The 16,871-nt window shown below is 63.2% G+C and carries 14 protein-coding genes and 1 pseudogene; 10 read left to right on the forward strand and 5 right to left on the reverse strand.

Going from position 1 to position 16,871, the window contains the following annotated elements; all coding sequences use genetic code 11:
* The first annotated feature begins 284 nt into the window (after nucleotides 1-284).
* From KDB76_RS21920 to KDB76_RS21940, 5 genes are all read left to right on the forward strand, one after another.
* The gene (locus KDB76_RS21920; RefSeq protein ID WP_038410095.1) at nucleotides 285-1,901 is read left to right on the forward strand and encodes an APC family permease; all 1,617 of its coding nucleotides are present in this window, start codon (nucleotides 285-287) and stop codon (nucleotides 1,899-1,901) included.
* 23 nt (nucleotides 1,902-1,924) lie between these two features.
* A complete protein-coding gene (locus KDB76_RS21925) occupies nucleotides 1,925-2,851 on the forward strand; it encodes a 4-hydroxyproline epimerase (protein ID WP_038410096.1) in 927 nt (308 codons plus the stop codon).
* Between the two features lie 45 nt (nucleotides 2,852-2,896).
* A complete protein-coding gene (locus tag KDB76_RS21930; protein ID WP_013973780.1) occupies nucleotides 2,897-3,844 on the forward strand; it encodes a dihydrodipicolinate synthase family protein in 948 nt (315 codons plus the stop codon).
* A 157-nt stretch (nucleotides 3,845-4,001) separates the two neighbouring features.
* Nucleotides 4,002-5,579 carry an aldehyde dehydrogenase (NADP(+)) gene (locus KDB76_RS21935; RefSeq protein WP_024087581.1) on the forward strand — a complete coding sequence of 526 codons (1,578 nt, stop codon included), beginning with the start codon at nucleotides 4,002-4,004 and terminating at the stop codon, nucleotides 5,577-5,579.
* A gap of 2 nt (nucleotides 5,580-5,581) precedes the next feature.
* Nucleotides 5,582-6,829: an FAD-dependent oxidoreductase gene (locus tag KDB76_RS21940; protein WP_024087582.1), complete on the forward strand. Its 1,248-nt coding sequence runs from the start codon at nucleotides 5,582-5,584 to the stop codon at nucleotides 6,827-6,829.
* Nucleotides 6,830-6,953: 124 nt separating this feature from the next.
* Here the strand turns inward: KDB76_RS21940 and xenA are convergent, their stop codons facing one another.
* Nucleotides 6,954-8,045: a xenobiotic reductase XenA gene (gene xenA, locus KDB76_RS21945; RefSeq protein WP_038410097.1), complete on the reverse strand. Its 1,092-nt coding sequence runs from the start codon at nucleotides 8,043-8,045 to the stop codon at nucleotides 6,954-6,956.
* Nucleotides 8,046-8,095: 50 nt separating this feature from the next.
* Between xenA and KDB76_RS21950 the strand changes: the two genes are divergently transcribed.
* On the forward strand, nucleotides 8,096-8,431 hold the full coding sequence (locus KDB76_RS21950; protein ID WP_003259528.1) for a helix-turn-helix domain-containing protein: 336 nt from the start codon (nucleotides 8,096-8,098) through the stop codon (nucleotides 8,429-8,431).
* 119 nt (nucleotides 8,432-8,550) lie between these two features.
* Here KDB76_RS21950 and KDB76_RS21955 read toward each other — a convergent pair whose 3' ends face one another.
* From KDB76_RS21955 to mqo, 3 genes are all read right to left on the reverse strand, one after another.
* A complete protein-coding gene (locus KDB76_RS21955) occupies nucleotides 8,551-9,168 on the reverse strand; it encodes a MarR family transcriptional regulator (protein WP_013973785.1) in 618 nt (205 codons plus the stop codon).
* Nucleotides 9,168-9,812: a hypothetical protein gene (locus tag KDB76_RS21960; RefSeq protein WP_038410098.1), complete on the reverse strand. Its 645-nt coding sequence runs from the start codon at nucleotides 9,810-9,812 to the stop codon at nucleotides 9,168-9,170. The genes KDB76_RS21955 and KDB76_RS21960 overlap by 1 nt, the downstream gene beginning before the upstream one ends.
* A gap of 260 nt (nucleotides 9,813-10,072) precedes the next feature.
* Complete coding sequence (gene mqo / locus KDB76_RS21965; protein WP_013973787.1) at nucleotides 10,073-11,710, reverse strand: malate dehydrogenase (quinone); 1,638 nt, start codon at nucleotides 11,708-11,710, stop codon at nucleotides 10,073-10,075.
* Between the two features lie 405 nt (nucleotides 11,711-12,115).
* Here mqo and KDB76_RS21970 point away from each other — a divergent pair, with 405 nt between their 5' ends.
* Nucleotides 12,116-13,168 (forward strand): proline racemase family protein, encoded by a 1,053-nt coding sequence (locus KDB76_RS21970; protein ID WP_013973788.1) that lies wholly within the window; start codon nucleotides 12,116-12,118, stop codon nucleotides 13,166-13,168.
* A 152-nt stretch (nucleotides 13,169-13,320) separates the two neighbouring features.
* Here KDB76_RS21970 and KDB76_RS21975 read toward each other — a convergent pair whose 3' ends face one another.
* Nucleotides 13,321-13,512, reverse strand: a complete 192-nt coding sequence (locus KDB76_RS21975; RefSeq protein WP_003254720.1) for a YhfL family protein — start codon at nucleotides 13,510-13,512, stop codon at nucleotides 13,321-13,323.
* A gap of 220 nt (nucleotides 13,513-13,732) precedes the next feature.
* Here KDB76_RS21975 and KDB76_RS21980 point away from each other — a divergent pair, with 220 nt between their 5' ends.
* The 3 genes and pseudogenes from KDB76_RS21980 to KDB76_RS21990 form a co-directional block, all read left to right on the forward strand.
* A complete protein-coding gene (locus KDB76_RS21980; RefSeq protein WP_023660685.1) occupies nucleotides 13,733-15,187 on the forward strand; it encodes a TrkH family potassium uptake protein in 1,455 nt (484 codons plus the stop codon).
* A gap of 161 nt (nucleotides 15,188-15,348) precedes the next feature.
* On the forward strand, nucleotides 15,349-16,710 hold the full coding sequence (gene nhaA, locus KDB76_RS21985) for a Na+/H+ antiporter NhaA (RefSeq protein ID WP_038410099.1): 1,362 nt from the start codon (nucleotides 15,349-15,351) through the stop codon (nucleotides 16,708-16,710).
* Between the two features lie 38 nt (nucleotides 16,711-16,748).
* Nucleotides 16,749-16,829: pseudogene (locus KDB76_RS21990) on the forward strand (hypothetical protein); the annotation flags it as partial.
* Between the last annotated feature and the right edge of the window lie 42 nt (nucleotides 16,830-16,871).

A 16,871-nucleotide genomic window follows, 5' to 3' on the forward strand; every position in this document is an offset into this window, starting at 1 on the left:
AGCGGGTTTATCCGCGAAGAGGGCCGGCACAGCAAGTAAATGTCTACAACCCTTATGCGTTAAGGCTTACAGCCTATCCCCCACCCTTCCCTCCTACCACTGCTTTTTCGCAACTGTGCTGATTTCGTCATCCCCCCTGCAGAAAACCATCAAGAACCGCCGCCCCGATCGGTCCACTCTATGCCCCACGCAAGCCGCCCCAAGTCCTACAAGAGCGCGGCCCAAAAAGCCGCATCTCGTGACATCAGACCTGCCTATCCAATAACCAACAAAAAGGCGAACCCATGTCAGGCAAATTCAAAAAACAGTTGTCATTGCTGGACCTCACCTTCATCGGCCTAGGTGCCATCTTCGGCTCCGGCTGGCTGTTCGCCGCCAGCCACGTCTCGGCCATCGCCGGCCCGGCCGGCATCCTGTCCTGGTTCCTTGGCGGCTTCGCCGTACTGTTGCTGGGCATCGTCTATTGCGAACTGGGCGCTGCCCTGCCGCGTGCCGGGGGCGTGGTGCGCTACCCGGTGTACTCCCACGGCCCGCTGCTGGGCTACTTGATGGGCTTTATCACCCTGATCGCCTTTTCCAGCCTGATCGCCATCGAAGTGGTCGCTTCGCGTCAATACGCCGCCGCCTGGTTCCCCGGGCTGACCAAGGCCGGCTCCAGCGACCCGACCGTGCTCGGCTGGCTGGTACAGTTCGCCCTGCTGGGGCTGTTCTTCTTCCTCAACTACCGCAGCGTGAAAACCTTCGCCAAGGCCAACAACCTGGTCAGTGTGTTCAAGTTCATCGTGCCGCTGCTGGTGATCGGCGTGCTGTTCACCTTCTTCAAACCGGAAAACTTCGAGGTTCAAGGCTTTGCCCCGTTCGGTCTGTCCGGCGTTGAAATGGCGGTATCGGCCGGTGGCATCATCTTCGCCTACCTGGGCCTGACGCCGATCATTTCGGTGGCCAGCGAGGTGAAGAACCCGCAACGCACCATCCCCATCGCGCTGATCCTCTCGGTACTGCTGTCCACCGCGATCTACGCCCTGCTGCAACTGGCCTTCCTCGGCAGCGTGCCGACCGAAATGCTGAGCAACGGCTGGGCCGCAGTGACCAAGGAACTGGCCCTGCCCTACCGCGACATTGCCCTGGCTTTGGGTGTGGGCTGGCTGGCCTATCTGGTGGTGGCCGACGCGGTGATCTCGCCCAGCGGCTGCGGCAACATCTACATGAACGCCACCCCGCGCGTGGTCTATGGCTGGGCGCAGACCGGCACCTTCTTCAAGTACTTCACCCGTATCGACGCCGAGTCCGGCATCCCGCGCCCGGCGCTGTGGCTGACCTTTGGCCTGTCGGTGTTCTGGACCCTGCCGTTCCCGTCCTGGGAAGCGCTGATCAACGTGGTTTCCGCCGCCCTGGTACTGAGCTACGCCGTGGCCCCGCTCACCGTCGCCGCCCTGCGCCGCAACGCCCCTGACATGCCGCGCCCGTTCCGGGTCAAGGGCATGGGCGTGCTCGGCCCGCTGTCATTCATCATCGCCGCGCTGATCGTGTACTGGTCGGGCTGGAAGACCGTGTCGTGGCTGCTGGCCCTGCAGATCGTGATGTTCGTGCTGTACCTGCTGTGCGGCCGCTTCGTGCCGACCCAGCACCTGTCGCTGGCCCAGCAAGTGCGCTCGTCGGCGTGGCTGATCGGCTTCTACGCGGTGACCATCCTGCTGTCGTGGCTGGGCAGCTTCGGCGGCCTGGGAGTACTCGGCCACCCGTTCGACACCGTGGTCGTGGCCGCTTGTGCGCTGGGCATCTACTACTGGGGCGCGGCCACCGGCGTGCCTGCCCACCTGGTGCGCCTTGAGGGCGAGGATGAAAGCGAAGCCTCCTCCGAAAGCTACCCAGGCCAGCGCCCTGCCGCCGTCGCCTCCTGACCCACTCTCGAATGGATATGCCCATGAAACACGTTCACGTCATCGACTCGCACACCGGCGGGGAACCAACCCGCCTGGTGATGAAAGGCTTCCCGCAACTGCATGGCCGCAGCATGGCCGAGCAGCGCGATGAACTGCGAGAGCTGCACGACCAGTGGCGCCGCGCCTGCCTGCTGGAACCACGTGGCAACGATGTGCTGGTCGGTGCGCTGTACTGCCCACCGGTATCGGCCGACGCCACGTGCGGGGTGATCTTCTTCAACAACGCTGGCTACCTGAACATGTGCGGGCACGGCACCATCGGCCTGGTCGCCTCGCTGCAGCACCTGGGCCTGATCGCACCGGGCGTGCACAAGATCGATACCCCGGTCGGCCAGGTCAGCGCCACCCTGCATGAAGACGGCGCCATAACCGTCGGCAACGTGCCGTCCTACCGCTACCGCCAGCAAGTGCTGGTGGACGTGCCCGGCCATGGTCCGGCGCGCGGCGACATCGCCTGGGGTGGCAACTGGTTTTTCCTCGTCTCCGAACACGGCCAGCGCATCGAGCTGGGCAACCGCGAGGCGCTGACCGAATACACCTGGGCGATGCTCAAGGCCCTCGAAGCCCAGGGCATCACCGGTGAAAACGGTGCCCCCATCGACCACGTCGAACTGTTCGCCGACGACGCCAACGCCGACAGCCGCAACTTCGTGATGTGCCCCGGCAAGGCCTACGACCGCTCGCCCTGCGGCACGGGCACCAGCGCCAAGCTGGCCTGCCTGGCAGCCGACGGCAAGCTCGACGAAGGCCAGACCTGGGTACAGGCCAGTATCACCGGCAGCCAGTTCCAGGGCCGCTACGAGCGCGACGGCGAACGCATTCGCCCGTTCATCACCGGCCGCGCCTACATGACCGCCGACAGCACCCTGCTGATCGACGAACAGGACCCGTTCGCCTGGGGCATCTGACCCCGGCTATTTCCAAAAAAACGAATATCGCGAGGAGTGACAACAATGACCAACAACATCTTCACCGGCACCATGCCCGCCCTGATGACCCCCTGCACCGCCGAGCGCAAGCCGGACTTCGACGCCTTGGTACGCAAGGGCCGCGAACTGATCGAGGCCGGTATGAGCGCCGTGGTGTACTGCGGCTCGATGGGCGACTGGCCGCTGCTGACCGAAGCAGAGCGCCAGGAAGGCGTGGCGCGCCTGGTGGCCGCCGGCATCCCGACCATCGTCGGTACCGGCGCGGTGAACACCCGTGAAGCAGTATCTCACGCCGCCCACGCGGCCAAGGTTGGTGCCGCCGGCCTCATGGTCATCCCTCGCGTGCTCAGCCGCGGTGCCTCGCTGATTGCCCAGAAGCACCACTTCTCGGCCATCCTGGCAGCCGCACCGAAGCTGCCGGCGGTGATCTACAACAGCCCCTACTATGGCTTCGCCACCCGCGCCGACCTGTTCTTCGAACTGCGCAGCGAGTTCCCCAACCTGATCGGCTTCAAGGAGTTCGGCGGTGGCGCCGACCTGCGCTACGCCGCCGAGCACATCACCTCCAAGGATGACGACGTGACCCTGATGGTCGGCGTCGACACCCAGGTGGTACATGGTTTCGTCAACTGCAACGCCACCGGTGCCATCACCGGCATCGGCAACGCCCTGCCGCGTGAGGTGCTGCACCTGGTGAGCCTGAGCAAGCAGGCGGCCAAAGGTGATGCCAAGGCCCGCCGCCTGGCGCGTGAACTGGAGGCGGCGCTGGCGGTGCTGTCGTCGTTCGATGAAGGCTGCGACCTGGTGCTCTACTACAAGCACCTGATGGTGCTGAACGGTGACAGCGAATACAGCCTGCACTTCAACGAGACCGACGTGCTGACCGACGCCCAGCGCAACTATGCCGAGCAGCAGTACGCGCTGTTCCGCAGCTGGTACGCCAGCTGGTCGGCTGAGCAGAACCTGGCCTGATCACCTGATTCCAGGCCGAGCCGCAGCCCCTGTGGGAGCGGGTTCACCCGCGAACACCGGCGAAGCCGGTGCCAGGCACCGAGTCGCCTGCTTCGCGGGTAAACCCGCTCCTACAAAGGCCGCGCTCTCTCTTGATATTGATTCCAAAGGAGGCTCCATGACCCTCACAGGCAACCTGCTGATCGGCCAGACGCCGGTAACCGGCAGCCGCGAAGCCATCCGTGGCATCGACCCGGCCACCGGCCAGACACTGGAACCGGCCTACCTCGGCGGCACCGGCGAACACGTGGCCCAGGCCTGCGCCCTGGCCTGGGCGGCGTTCGATGCCTACCGCGAAACCTCGCTCGAGCAACGGGCACAATTCCTCGAAACCATCGCCACGCAGATCGAAGCGCTGGGTGATGCCCTGATCGATCGCGCCGTGGCCGAAAGCGGCCTGCCAAAGGCGCGCATCCAGGGCGAACGTGGCCGCACCTGCACCCAGTTGCGCACCTTCGCACGTGTGGTGCGGGCTGGCGAATGGCTGGACGTGCGGGTCGACAATGCTCTGCCTGAGCGCCAGCCCCTGCCGCGTGCCGACCTGCGCCAGCGCCAGGTGGCCCTGGGGCCAGTGGCGGTATTCGGCGCCAGCAATTTCCCATTGGCCTTCTCGGTGGCCGGTGGCGACACCGCCTCGGCCCTGGCCGCCGGTTGCCCGGTGGTGGTCAAGGCCCACGGCGCCCACCCGGGCACCAGCGAGCTGGTCGGCCAGGCAGTGGCAAAGGCCGTGAAGCAATGCGGCTTGCCGGCCGGTGTGTTTTCTCTGTTGTACGGCTCCGGTCGTGAAGTGGGCATTGCGCTGGTCAGCGACCCGCGCATCAAGGCCGTTGGCTTTACCGGCTCGCGCAGCGGTGGCATTGCGCTGTGCCAGGCGGCCCAGGCCCGCCCCGAGCCGATCCCGGTGTACGCCGAAATGAGCTCGATCAACCCGGTGTTCCTGTTCGACACCGCCCTGCAGACCCGCGCCGAGGCACTGGCACAAGGCTTCGTCGCCTCGCTGACCCAGGGTGCCGGCCAGTTCTGCACCAACCCCGGCCTGGTGATTGCCCGTCAAGGGCCGGCGTTGCAGCGTTTCATCGACGCCGCCAGCGAACACGTGCGCCAGGCTGCGGCGCAGACCATGCTTACCCCAGGCATTTTCAGTGCCTACCAGGCCGGTGTCGGCGCCCTGGCCGCAAACGCCAATGCCCAGGCCGCCGCCAGTGGCCAGGCCGGGCAAGGCCCCAACCAGTGCCAGGCGCAGCTGTTCGTGACCCAGGCCGAAGCGTTCCTCGCCGACCCGGCGTTGCAGGCCGAAGTCTTCGGCGCGGCGTCGCTGGTGGTGGCCTGCGCCAACGATGAGCAAGTGCGCCAGGTGGCCGAGCATCTGGAAGGCCAACTGACCGCCACCCTGCAACTGGACGATGCCGACATCGACAACGCCCGCATTCTGCTGCCGACCCTTGAGCGCAAGGCTGGCCGCATCCTGGTCAATGGCTGGCCGACCGGTGTAGAGGTATGCGACGCGATGGTCCACGGCGGGCCGTTCCCGGCCACCTCCGATGCCCGCACCACTTCGGTGGGCACGGCGGCGATCCTGCGCTTCCTGCGCCCGGTGTGCTACCAGGACTTCCCCGATGCCCTGCTGCCGCAGGCACTGAAACACGGCAACCCGCTGCAGCTTCGGCGCCTGCTCGACGGTAAACGGGAAGGCTGAGCATGGTCGAAACCGCTGAAACCGATATCGCCGTGGTCGGCGCCGGCATTGTCGGCGTCGCCTGTGCCCTGCAACTGGCCCGCCAAGGCCGCCGGGTAACCCTGGTCGACCGCCAGGCACCCGGTCGAGGCGCGTCCTACGGCAACGCCGGGCACCTGGCCACCGAGCAGGTATTCCCGATTGCCGACCTGTCGATTCTCAAACGCCTGCCGCGCATGTTGCTGGACCCGATGGGCCCGTTGCGCCTGGACTGGAAGTACCTGCCCAAGGCCATGCCGTGGTTCACCCGCCTGCTGCTCAACCTGCGCCCTGGCCCGTTCCAGCGCAGCGTGGCCGGCATCCGCTCGTTGAACGAAGGCAGCCTGGGTGCCTGGCAGCGGCTGCTGGGCTCGATCGGGCGCGGCGAACTGTTTCAGGAAGATGGCTCGCTGCTGGTGTTCGAGCGGCCGGAGTCGCGCCAGGCCCTGGAGGCCTTGCGCGCACGCATGCAACAGCAGGCGGTGGCGGTGGACTTCTGGTCGGCCGACACCGTGCGCGAGGCGGCGCCGCAACTGAGCCCGTCGTTGCAGGGTGGGCTGTTCTTCCCACGTACCGGGCACTTCATCGACCCCTACCGGGTGGTGTGCGAATTGTTCGAAGCGGCCAAGGCCAGTGGCGTGCGCTTTGTCCAGGCGCAGGTCGATGGCGGGCGGCTGCACAGCGGCGGGGTCAGGCTGGCCAGCGATCAGGGCACGCTCGATGCCCGCCAGGTGCTGATCAGTTGTGGTGCGCATTCCACGCGGTTGACCGCCACACTGACCGGCAAGCAGGTGCCGCTGGACACCGAGCGCGGCTACCACCTGATGTTGCCTGGCGAGCATCAGCGTTTGCCGTTTGCAGTCACATCGCTGGAGCGCAAGTTCATCATGACGCCCATGGCCGAAGGCCTGCGCCTGGCCGGCACGGTGGAGTTCGCCGGGCTGGACGCGCCGCCGAGCATGCAGCGGGCTTGGCAGTTGCACCGGTTGAGCAAAGGGTTGTTCAGGAGGGACCTGAGTGTTGAGGGAGCGACGCCCTGGATGGGCTTCCGGCCTTCATTGCCAGATTCGTTACCGGTGATCGACCGGGTATGTGATGGGCGGGTTTTGTTGGCGTTCGGGCATCAGCACCTGGGTTTGACCCAGGCGGCGGTGACAGCGGAATGGGTGGGGCGGTTGGCTGACAGGGAGAGTGGGGCTGATATGGCGGCTTACCGGTTGGACCGGTTTTAGCCTGTGCTGGCCTCTTCGCGGGTGAACCCGCTCCCACAGGGATCGCGCAGGCCTTGAGGGCAGTGGAGATCCTGTGGGAGCGGGTTTACCCGCGAATGGGCTGCAAAGCAGCCCCCTTTATGCCTCAGCGATAACGCTCGAGCCAGTGCGCATACGGTGCAGGCAAGGTCCAGGAGGCTTTTTCCACCCCCAACTCCTTGGCCGCAAAGTAAGCCCAGTGCGGGTCTGCCAGGTGCGCACGCCCTACCGATACCAGGTCCAGCTGATTGGCTTGCAGCGCTGCTTCCGCCAGTTTCGGCGTACCAAAACCCCACGCCGAGGTTACCGGCAGCTTCGCCTCACGACGCACGCGCTCGGCAATCGGCCCCATGAACGCCGGGCCCCACGGGATATTGGTGTCGGGAATGGTGAAGCCGACACTCACGCTCAGCAGGTCGAGGCCGCCAGCCTTGAAACGGCGCGCCAGTTCGATCGACTCTTCCAGCGTCTGCTCATCCCGGCCGTCGTACTCCAGCACACCAAAACGCGCGGTCAGGGGCAGGTTCTCTGGCCATACCTCACGCACCGCTGCCAAAGTTTCCAGCAGGAAGCGGCTGCGGTTGTCGAAGCTGCCACCGTAGGCGTCGGTACGCTTGTTGGAGTGCTCGGAGAAGAAACTCTGGCCCAGGTAACCATGGGCAAAGTGCAGTTCGATCCACTCGAAACCGGCATCGCGCGCACGGCGGGCGGCATCGACGAAGTCCTGTTTGACCCGGGCAATGTCGTCCAGGGTCATCTCGCGCGGCACTCGTGGCAGGTGCGCGCTGAAGGCGATGGCGGACGGGGCAATGGTTTCCCAGCCGCGGGCGTCGTCGGCGGCAATGTGGTCGTCACCTTCCCACGGGCGGTTGGCGCTGGCCTTGCGCCCGGCGTGGGCAATCTGGATACCTGGCACGGAACCGGCGGCCTTGATTGCCTGCACCACCGGCACGAAAGCCTGGGCGTGGGCATCGCTCCAGATGCCGGCGCAACCGGGGGTGATGCGCCCTTCCGGTGCCACGGCAGTGGCCTCGACCACCAGCAAGCCCGCACCGCCACGGGCCAGGCCGGCCAGGTGCACGTGGTGCCAGTCGTTGATCATGCCGTCCTCGGCCATGTATTGGCACATCGGTGGAATGGCAATGCGGTTGCGCAGGGTGACGTCCTTGAGGGTATACGGTTCGAACAAAGCGGACATGGGCAAGCTCCCGGGCTATCTGATTACGATAGTTCGATCATAATCGAACTATGGCAATTAATGATAGCCCCGTTATCATGACGACCATGCGAGCCTATCAACATCCCAATTCTGAAGACCTCACCCTGGAACGCCTGCTCTATGCCCTGAGCGACCCGGTGCGCCTGGGTATCGTGCGCCACCTGGCGGGCGTGGCCGAAGCCAGCTGCGGCGAGCTGGACGGTGGCCGGCCGAAGTCGAGCATGTCCCACCATTTTCGCGTGCTGCGTGATGCGGGGTTGGTGCATACCCGCAATGTGGGGACTACCCATATGAATTCGTTGCGTAGCGAGATGCTGGGGGAGCGGTTTCCCGGGCTGCTGGACTGCATTCTGCGGCAGCAGTGATTTTCCTGTGCCGGCCTCTTCGCGGGTAAACCCGCTCCTACAGGGTAATCACTGTCTTCAAGACCTGTGCGATCTCTGTGGGAGCGGGTTTACCCGCGAAAGGGCCAGAACAGGCAAAATCAATCTTCTTTCTTGCCCAGGGCAAACCGGCATACCTGCCCTCCCCTGAGCATGCACTCCTCATGGCTCACCTCGGCCCCACCCAAGGCCCCGATCAGCGCCAGGTCCAGCTCGCACACCACCGGGTGCGCCTTGGCCAGGTGATGGAACACGCAATTGTGCGCAACGATCTGCGGCTCGCCCCCCGAGCGGAAGAACACCTGCGCCTCGTACCCGGCATTGTTCATGTGCTCGACGATGCGTGCTTCATCCACGACTTGATGCTCCAGGTCCGCCGCCAGCTTGCGCCCCAGCTGGCGCATCAGCGCCAGCAACGCCTCCTGCCCCAGCAAGCCGGCCACTTCCGCAATCAGCAGGTTGGCCAGCAACGGGTACTGCCGCGGGAACAATTCGCGGGCCTGTTCGGTCAGCTCGTGCAACTGCTCCGGGCGGCGCCCGGTGGGCCGGGTAGCGCCACGCTTGACCAGGCCGTCGCGCTCCAGCGCTGCCAGGTGCTGGCGCACCGCCGTGCGGGTGATTGCCAGGGCCTGCGCCAGGTCGTCGATGCTCATGCCGGCCGGCTGGAGCAGCAACGCATGGAGCAGGTCCTGTTGGGTACGGCCCAGGCCTTCGAGCATCAGAATTTGTCCGGGAACTGTTTGACCAACGCCGCAGCCAGGGCGTCGGACAGGGTCAGGATATGCTCGCGCATCATCGCCCAGGTGCGCGCCTCGCCTACGTAGTCAGCGGCCGCCAACTGGTCGATCTGGGCCACGTGGTGCCCGCCGTGGGCGCTGAGCAGCGTCAGCAGGGTCGGCTCGGGCAGGTTCGGGTTGGCCTTGGCCAGAAACGCGGCGATGGCCTTGGCATTGCTGGTCAGCTCGTTGACCGCGGCTTGCTGGCCTTTTTTGTCCTTGGCCACGGTGGCGTCGCTGTAGTGCTTTATGGCGCCCCAGTGGCCGGCCAGCAGCTTCAGCAACTGATCGGCGGCGAGCTGGCCGTACAGCGGGGCAATGCTGTTGGCGATCCTGGTAGCGTCGGTGACCACTTCCTTGGCAGCGACTTCGGCCTCTTTGGCATTGCCGGCTTGATTGGCCACGGCATAGTTGCGCACCCAGAAGATGTGCTCGACCCAAAGGTCGCGCAGGGCCATGCGCGTGGTCATTGCAGCAGATTCGGCGGGTTTGGCGGCGGGGGTTTCGCTGGAGTAGGAGTAGCTTTGGCTCCATGCCGGCTGGGCGCACAGGGCGAGCAGCAGTAAGGCGGCAATCTTGATGTTCATGACGGCACCCTCCGGGAGGGGGATCGACTGACAAGATTAATTTAAGCATCAAAATATGTTTTTATTGGGGCTGAGCTGAATTTCCGATCAGTGGTTTCCTGAGCTGGCCTCTTCGCGGGTAAACCCGCTCCCACAAGGCTAGCGCCAAGCCTGTGGCCAGCGCGGTCCCTGTGGGAGCGGGTTTACCCGCGAAAGGGCCGGAACAGGCAACAAAAAAGCCACGAGGTCTCCCCCGTGGCTTCTGTCACAACAATGGCCGTTTACAGTGCCATGTCATTCTCAGGCTTGCTTTCAACCGGCTGGCTAGGTGCAACCGTAGTGCCGACGCTCTCGTCGATTACCGGTGGTTTCTCCAGCTGCAGCACTTCAGCGGTGTAGTTCCACTCTTTCTGGGTGGCTGCCGCCGAGTCGTTCAGCTTGGTGCCGTAGCTTGGCACGATCTGCTTGATCTTGGCCTGCCACTCTGGGGTAGCGACCTTCTCCTTGAACACGGTTTCCAGCACGTTTAGCATGATCGGGGCCGCAGTCGAAGCACCTGGCGATGCACCCAGCAGGCCGGCGATGGTGCGGTCTTCGGAAGCGACCACTTCGGTGCCCAGCTTCAGCACGCCGCCCTTCTCGGCATCACGCTTGATGATCTGCACGCGCTGGCCGGCCTGCCACAGGCGCCAGTCTTCCTTCTTGGCGTTCGGGAAGTAGGTACGCAGGGCTTCGAAGCGGTCGTCGTCAGACAGCATCAGCTGGCCAGCGAGGTATTCCACCAGCGGGTACTGCTCGATGCCGACCTTGGTCATCGGCCACACGTTGTGGGTGGTGGTGCTGCTCAGCAGGTCCAGGTACGAGCCGTTCTTCAGGAACTTGGTCGAGAAGGTGGCGAATGGGCCGAACAGGATCACGCGCTTGCCATCCAGCACGCGGGTGTCCAGGTGCGGAACCGACATGGGTGGCGCACCGGTGGAGGCGATGCCGTAGGCCTTGGCCATGTGCTGCATGGCCACGGTCGGGTTCTCGGTCACCAGGAACGAGCCGCCTACCGGGAAGCCTGCGTACTCCTTGGCTTCAGGAATGCCCGACTTCTGCAGCAGCTTCAGCGCGCCGCCACCAGCACCGATGAACAGGAACTTGGCGTCGGTAGCCGATTCGCTACCGTCCTTCAGGTTCTTGTACTCAACGTGCCACGAGCCGTCCTTGTTGCGGGTGATGTCCTGCACTTCGCTGGACAGCTTCAGGTCGAAGTTTTCCTGGGTTTTCAGGTGGCCGACGAACTGGCGGGTGATCTCGCCGAAGTTGACGTCGGTGCCGATTGGCGTCCAGGTCACGGCCAGCTTCTGGTTCGGGTCGCGGCCTTCCATCATCAGCGGGACCCACTTGGCGATCTGCGCGTGGTCCTCGGAGTACTGCATCGGGCGGAACAGCGGGCTGGCCTGCAGCGCGTCGTAACGCTTCTTCAGGAACTTGATGTTGTCATCGCCCCACACGAAGCTCATGTGCGGCGTGGTGTTGATGAACGAGTGCGGGTTCTTCAGCACGCCCTGGCGGACCTGCCACGACCAGAACTGGCGGGAGATCTGGAAGGCCTCGTTGATTTCGATGGCCTTGGCGATGTTGACGTTGCCGTCCTTGTCTTCCGGGGTGTAGTTCAGCTCGGCCAGCGCGGAGTGGCCGGTACCGGCGTTGTTCCAGCCGTTGGAGCTTTCTTCGGCCACGCCATCCAGGCGTTCGACCATTTCCATCGACCAGCTTGGCTCCAGCTCGTGCAGCCACACGGCCAGGGTCGAGCTCATGATGCCGCCGCCGACCAGCAGCACATCTACTTTCTTGGTTTCTGCGGCGTGCGCTTGCATGACGCTTGCAGCGACAGCCAGACCCAGCAAGGTCTTGCCAGCTTTCTTGAACATTGATCGATTCCAGTCAGGAGAACAGAGGGCGGGCCTGTGGCTGGCCCAGGTAAAGCATGTTCTGCAGCGCAGGCTTGTTGTTGATCATTGTTCAGCAGCCAGAGAACCAGAAAACGACTCGGCCTTTTGTCGAATTGACCGACAAGGCTGAATCGTTTTTCCGATTGTAACTTAAATGCCAGCACAAACAAATTGCCGGCCCGGGAGTCAAGGTGGCGGGTTGTCTCAGGCCTGTGCGCCCGTGTGGGAGCGGGCTTGCCCGCGAAAGGGCCGGCACAGGCCTGCGCAAATGCCATTCAAAAAACCGGTCACCCGATCGGAATTATTCGACTTACAGCCCCGCCCTACCGCTTTTATCCTGCGCTCCAGACCCCGCCTCAATCCGATCAGAACAGGGCCGCCCATATGTCATTCAAACGAACCATCCACGCCGTCGACACCCACGCCGGCATCCCCATGCGCGTCATCACAGGCGGTGTACCGCACATCCCCGGTGACAGCGTACACGCCAAGATGAAATGGCTCGAAACCAACGACGATCAGTTGCGCAAGCTGATGCTGCGTGAACCGCGCGGCTATCCGGCGCACTGCTGCAACATCATCGTCCCGCCAAGCCACCCCAAGGCCGACGCCGGCTACATCATCATGGAGCAGATCGAGTACCCGGTGATGTCCGGCAGCAATACCATCTCGGTGGCCACCGTGCTTTTGGAGATGGGCATGCTGCCGATGCAGGAGCCGCTCACCGAGCTGGTGCTGGAGGCCCCGGCCGGGCTGATCCGCATCAAGGCCCGATGCGAGGGCGGCAAGGTCAAGGCCGTCACCTTCCAGAACGTACCGGCGTTCGCCGCACACTTGGATACCGAAATCGACGTACCGCACCTGGGCAAGGTGCGCGTGGACGTGGGCTGGGGCGGCATGTTCTATGTGATCGCCGATGTGCGCCAGTTCAAAGGCCTGCAACTGATCCCGCAGCACGGCGCCGAAATCGCCCGGGTATCGTCGATGATCCGCCAGGCGGCTATCGAGCAACTGCCGGTGGCACACCCCGACTACCCGGGCATCGGCATTACCATCTCGCAGCTATCCGGCCCCAGCGAAGACCCCAACGCCGACTGGAAGAACGCGGTGACCATGACCTGCGGCGAGTTCTCGTGGGACGACCCGGCCACCTGGACCGGGGCGCTGGACCGCTCCCCGTGCGGTACCGGCACCTCGGCGAAGATGGCCACCCTGCACGCCAAGGGCGAGCTGCCATTGCACCAGGACTTCCGCCATCAGGGCCTGCTCGGCAACATCTACACCGGCCGCCTGATCAATGAAACCAGCATCGGCGGCAACGAGGCCGTGGTACCAACCATCACCGGCAAAAGCTGGATCTACGGCCTGAACACCTTCGTGCTCGACCACGACGACCCGTTCCCCGAAGGCTTTACCATCGGTGATATCTGGGCCTGAGCCCAGGCAGCGTTCAATGCACTGGTATCCGCGAGCCGGGCCTTCTGGCAAGACCTTCATCTGAAGAGCCCACAAACAAAAACCCCCGACCATGTACATGACCGGGGGCCTTGGATCACGCCGCAAGCGTCGCGATCAGGGTACCGCCAAGATTACTGCTGCTGAGGCAGTTTATCGATCGGGCCGCAGCCACCGATGATCTTGGAGATGGAAACCGAAGGGTGGAACAGGTAGTCGTAGGTGCAGTTTTTTGGCTGGTTGTAAACCTGACCAGTGCAACCCGACAGCAGGGCAACACCCGAAACGACAGCAACGGCTACAGTAGCCTTGAACAGCTTTTTCATACTAAGTCCTTTAAATGAATCATCTTCGGCCATCGTCTGATGGCGCCGGGATGATACAGAACCCAGGCATCGGATCCAAGCCGCAAGGTGCACTGGCTAGTTGCACCTGTGCAACAATCGAGTGGCTCTGTATGAACTGTCCTAAGACATTACGGCTTTTTTACTCGACATTGCTGTACGGCAGGCAATACTGCCGGCATTGTCCGCACGAGCTCAACTAATGCCGCTTCCAGCGTTGCGCTTCATAGCCTTCATTATTGGTGTATTCCTGATCACCTTGGCCGTCAGCATGGTAATCCCGATGCTGACACTGCTGCTGTACGACCGCAGCGATGATCTCGGCGCTTTCGTCTGGTCAAGCCTTATCGTCCTCTGCGCAGGCCTGGTCATGGTGGCCCGAGGCGCTCCCGGCGCACCGCAACTGCGCGCCAGGGACATGTACCTGCTCACAACGGCAAGCTGGGTCATCGTTTGCGCATTTGCGGCCTTGCCGATGGTGTTCATCCGGCACATCAGTTACACGGACGCGTTCTTCGAAACCATGTCAGGGATCACCACCACCGGCTCGACGGTACTGACCGGGCTGGACAATGCATCGCCCGGGTTGCTTATCTGGCGGTCTTTGCTGCACTGGCTGGGAGGCATCGGCTTTATCGGCATGGCTGTCGCGATCCTGCCCCTGCTGCGCGTAGGTGGCATGCGTCTGTTCCAGACCGAATCTTCGGATTGGTCAGACAAAGTGACACCCCGCTCGCATGTTGCGGCCAAGATGATCCTGATCATCTATGTGGGCCTGACAGTCTTGGGAACATGGGCGTTGTGGGCTGCCGGCATGACCCCGTTCGAAGCCATCAATCATTCGATGGCACTGATTTCAACCGGTGGTTTCTCTACCTCCGATGCCTCGCTGGGCCACTGGGGGCAGCCTGCGGTGCATTGGGTAGCCGTTGTCATCATGATCCTCGGCAGCCTCCCCTTCACCCTGTATGTGGCCACGCTGCGTGGCCATCGGCGCATCCTGTTCGATGACCATCAAGTCCGCGGTTTCATTGGCTTTCTCGTCTTCATCTGGCTCACGGTCGGAACCTGGCTCTGCTTGCACAGCGATCTGTCATGGTGGGATGCGTTCCGTATCGTGGCGGTCAACGTCACCTCCGTGGTGACCACCACGGGTATTGCCGTGGGCGATTACACGCTCTGGGGCAGCTTCGCCATCATGCTGTTCTTTTACCTGACGTTCGTCGGTGGCTGCTCGGGGTCTACCGCTGGAGGCCTGAAGATATTCCGTTTCCAGGTGGCCGCGGCCTTGCTTGTCAGCAGCCTGAAACAGTTGATCCATCCAAGGGCAACGATCTCGAAGAAATACAATGGGCACCCGATCGATGAAGAGATCGTGCGCTCACTGCTGACGTTTTCGTTCTTCTTCTCAGTCACCATCGCGGTCATCGCCCTTGGCCTCTCGCTGCTAGGGCTCGACTGGACAACGGCATTGAGCGGGGCCGCTACCGCCGTGTGCAACGTCGGCCCGGGGCTGGGAACGCTTATCGGTCCTGCAGGTAATTTCGCCTCGTTATCGGACGCTGCCAAATGGCTGCTGACTGTCGGCATGCTGCTTGGACGGCTCGAAATCCTGACCGTACTGGTACTCGTCTCTCCAGCTTTCTGGCGATTCTAGGCCAGAGGTTACCCGCCCATCTTCACGCTCATTCACGGTCACGTCATAGCCGTGAGTAGCGGTTGTTCGGTAGACTACTGCACGGGTGCCAGCTGCACGGTGCAGTGGGGCAGGTTAAAGAACAGCGCAGGTCGGGCCGCCATGCGGGAGTACTTGCGCCTATGCAAAAAAAGGAATTGTCTCGCGCCCAGGAATTGGCCGAGCGTGCCTTCGCCAACCTTGAACGCTTTCTGCACATTGAAGCGGTTAGCGGCATCGTTCTACTGGTTGCAGCTATTGCTGCGCTGATCTGGGCCAACTCCCCGGCTGCCGAAAGCTACGACGCCCTTTGGCACACACCGTTGACGATCGGCGTGGGTTCGCTGATCTATTCACAGTCGCTGCATTTCTGGATCAATGATGGCTTGATGACCATCTTCTTCCTTGTCGTGGGCATGGAGATCCGTCGCGAGATCCACGAGGGCGCACTGTCCAGCCTTCGGCAGGCCATGCTGCCCATGGCGGCCGCCATTGGCGGTGTAGCCGTACCCGCGCTCTTCTATTTGGGTTTTGGTCACGCTGCGGCGGAACAACAAGGCTGGGCCGTACCGACGGCTACGGATATCGCCTTTGCGGTAGGTGTCCTGGCGCTGCTCGGCAAGTCGATCCCGTCCAACGTCCGCGTGTTTCTGCTGGCCCTGGCCATCATCGATGACATCATCGCGGTGCTGATCATCGCGTTCTTCTATTCGGGCGGCCTCGATTACAGCGGTTTCGGGGTTGCGCTGATCGGCCTGCTGATGGTGATCGGGCTGCAGAAGATCGGAGTGGGTTCGGCCTACGCGTATATCATTCCCGGCTTTGTCACCTGGCTGGGCATCTTGTTGACCGGAGCCCACCCCACCCTTGCAGGCGTTGTGCTGGGCCTGATGACGCCAGTGGTCGCAATGCCGATGCGCGAGCGACCACTGGATGCAATCAGCCGATTCACCGGAGAGCTGCTGGGGCGCGCCAGGGCGCCCGAGCGCGATGCCAGCGACCTCATGGACCCGTTGAAGCGCCTGCGCCTGGCCCAGCGCGAACTGGTGCCACCAGTGGTGCGCATGCAAGGCACCCTGCACCCTTGGGTAGCCTTCGGCATCATGCCGGTGTTTGCCTTGGCCAATGCCGGGGTAAATCTTTCGGGTGTCGATTTGTCAGCCGAGGCCCCGCAGTGGGTGATGATCGCCGTCGCTGTCGCTCTGGTAGTTGGCAAACCCTTGGGCATCGTCAGCGTCAGTTGGCTGATGGTCCGCTTGGGCTGGTGCGCGCTTCCCGCCGAGGTGAGCTGGCGCAGCATCACCTTGGTCGGGCTGCTGGCCGGCATCGGTTTCACCATGTCGATCTTCATTGCCAATCTCGCCTTCGTCGATCCTGGCGCGCTGGGGGCGGCGAAACTTGGCGTGCTTTCGGCATCGGTGATTGCAGCATTGCTTGGCCTGGCCTGGGGTGCATACAGCATCCGTAAAGCATCTGCCATGACCAAAGCAAGTTCGATGACCTAGAAAACCTGACTGGTGACCCACTTCTATCACGCAAGTGGGGTTCGATACTTGCCGGGGGCGCAGTGGGCATTGCGGCGGCCTTAAACGCGCCTCTGGCCGGTATGGTGTTTGCCATCGAGTAACCAAGCCGCACGTTCGAGCAACGCCGGTGCTCTTTGCCG

This window comes from Pseudomonas sp. JS425 (genome assembly GCF_018223845.1).
In the GTDB taxonomy this organism is placed as follows: domain Bacteria; phylum Pseudomonadota; class Gammaproteobacteria; order Pseudomonadales; family Pseudomonadaceae; genus Aquipseudomonas; species Aquipseudomonas asiatica.

Bases quoted from the DNA above. Each gene is read 5' to 3' on its own strand.
- KDB76_RS21920 (WP_038410095.1), top strand. From the start codon at position 285: ATGTCAGGCAAATTCAAAAAACAGTTGTCATTGCTGGACCTCACCTTC.
- KDB76_RS21925 (WP_038410096.1), top strand. From the start codon at position 1,925: ATGAAACACGTTCACGTCATCGACTCGCACACCGGCGGGGAACCAACC.
- KDB76_RS21930 (WP_013973780.1), top strand. From the start codon at position 2,897: ATGACCAACAACATCTTCACCGGCACCATGCCCGCCCTGATGACCCCC.
- KDB76_RS21935 (WP_024087581.1), top strand. From the start codon at position 4,002: ATGACCCTCACAGGCAACCTGCTGATCGGCCAGACGCCGGTAACCGGC.
- KDB76_RS21940 (WP_024087582.1), top strand. From the start codon at position 5,582: ATGGTCGAAACCGCTGAAACCGATATCGCCGTGGTCGGCGCCGGCATT.
- xenA (WP_038410097.1), bottom strand. From the start codon at position 8,045: ATGTCCGCTTTGTTCGAACCGTATACCCTCAAGGACGTCACCCTGCGC.
- KDB76_RS21950 (WP_003259528.1), top strand. From the start codon at position 8,096: ATGGCAATTAATGATAGCCCCGTTATCATGACGACCATGCGAGCCTAT.
- KDB76_RS21955 (WP_013973785.1), bottom strand. From the start codon at position 9,168: ATGCTCGAAGGCCTGGGCCGTACCCAACAGGACCTGCTCCATGCGTTG.
- KDB76_RS21960 (WP_038410098.1), bottom strand. From the start codon at position 9,812: ATGAACATCAAGATTGCCGCCTTACTGCTGCTCGCCCTGTGCGCCCAG.
- mqo (WP_013973787.1), bottom strand. From the start codon at position 11,710: ATGTTCAAGAAAGCTGGCAAGACCTTGCTGGGTCTGGCTGTCGCTGCA.
- KDB76_RS21970 (WP_013973788.1), top strand. From the start codon at position 12,116: ATGTCATTCAAACGAACCATCCACGCCGTCGACACCCACGCCGGCATC.
- KDB76_RS21975 (WP_003254720.1), bottom strand. From the start codon at position 13,512: ATGAAAAAGCTGTTCAAGGCTACTGTAGCCGTTGCTGTCGTTTCGGGT.
- KDB76_RS21980 (WP_023660685.1), top strand. From the start codon at position 13,733: ATGCCGCTTCCAGCGTTGCGCTTCATAGCCTTCATTATTGGTGTATTC.
- nhaA (WP_038410099.1), top strand. From the start codon at position 15,349: ATGCAAAAAAAGGAATTGTCTCGCGCCCAGGAATTGGCCGAGCGTGCC.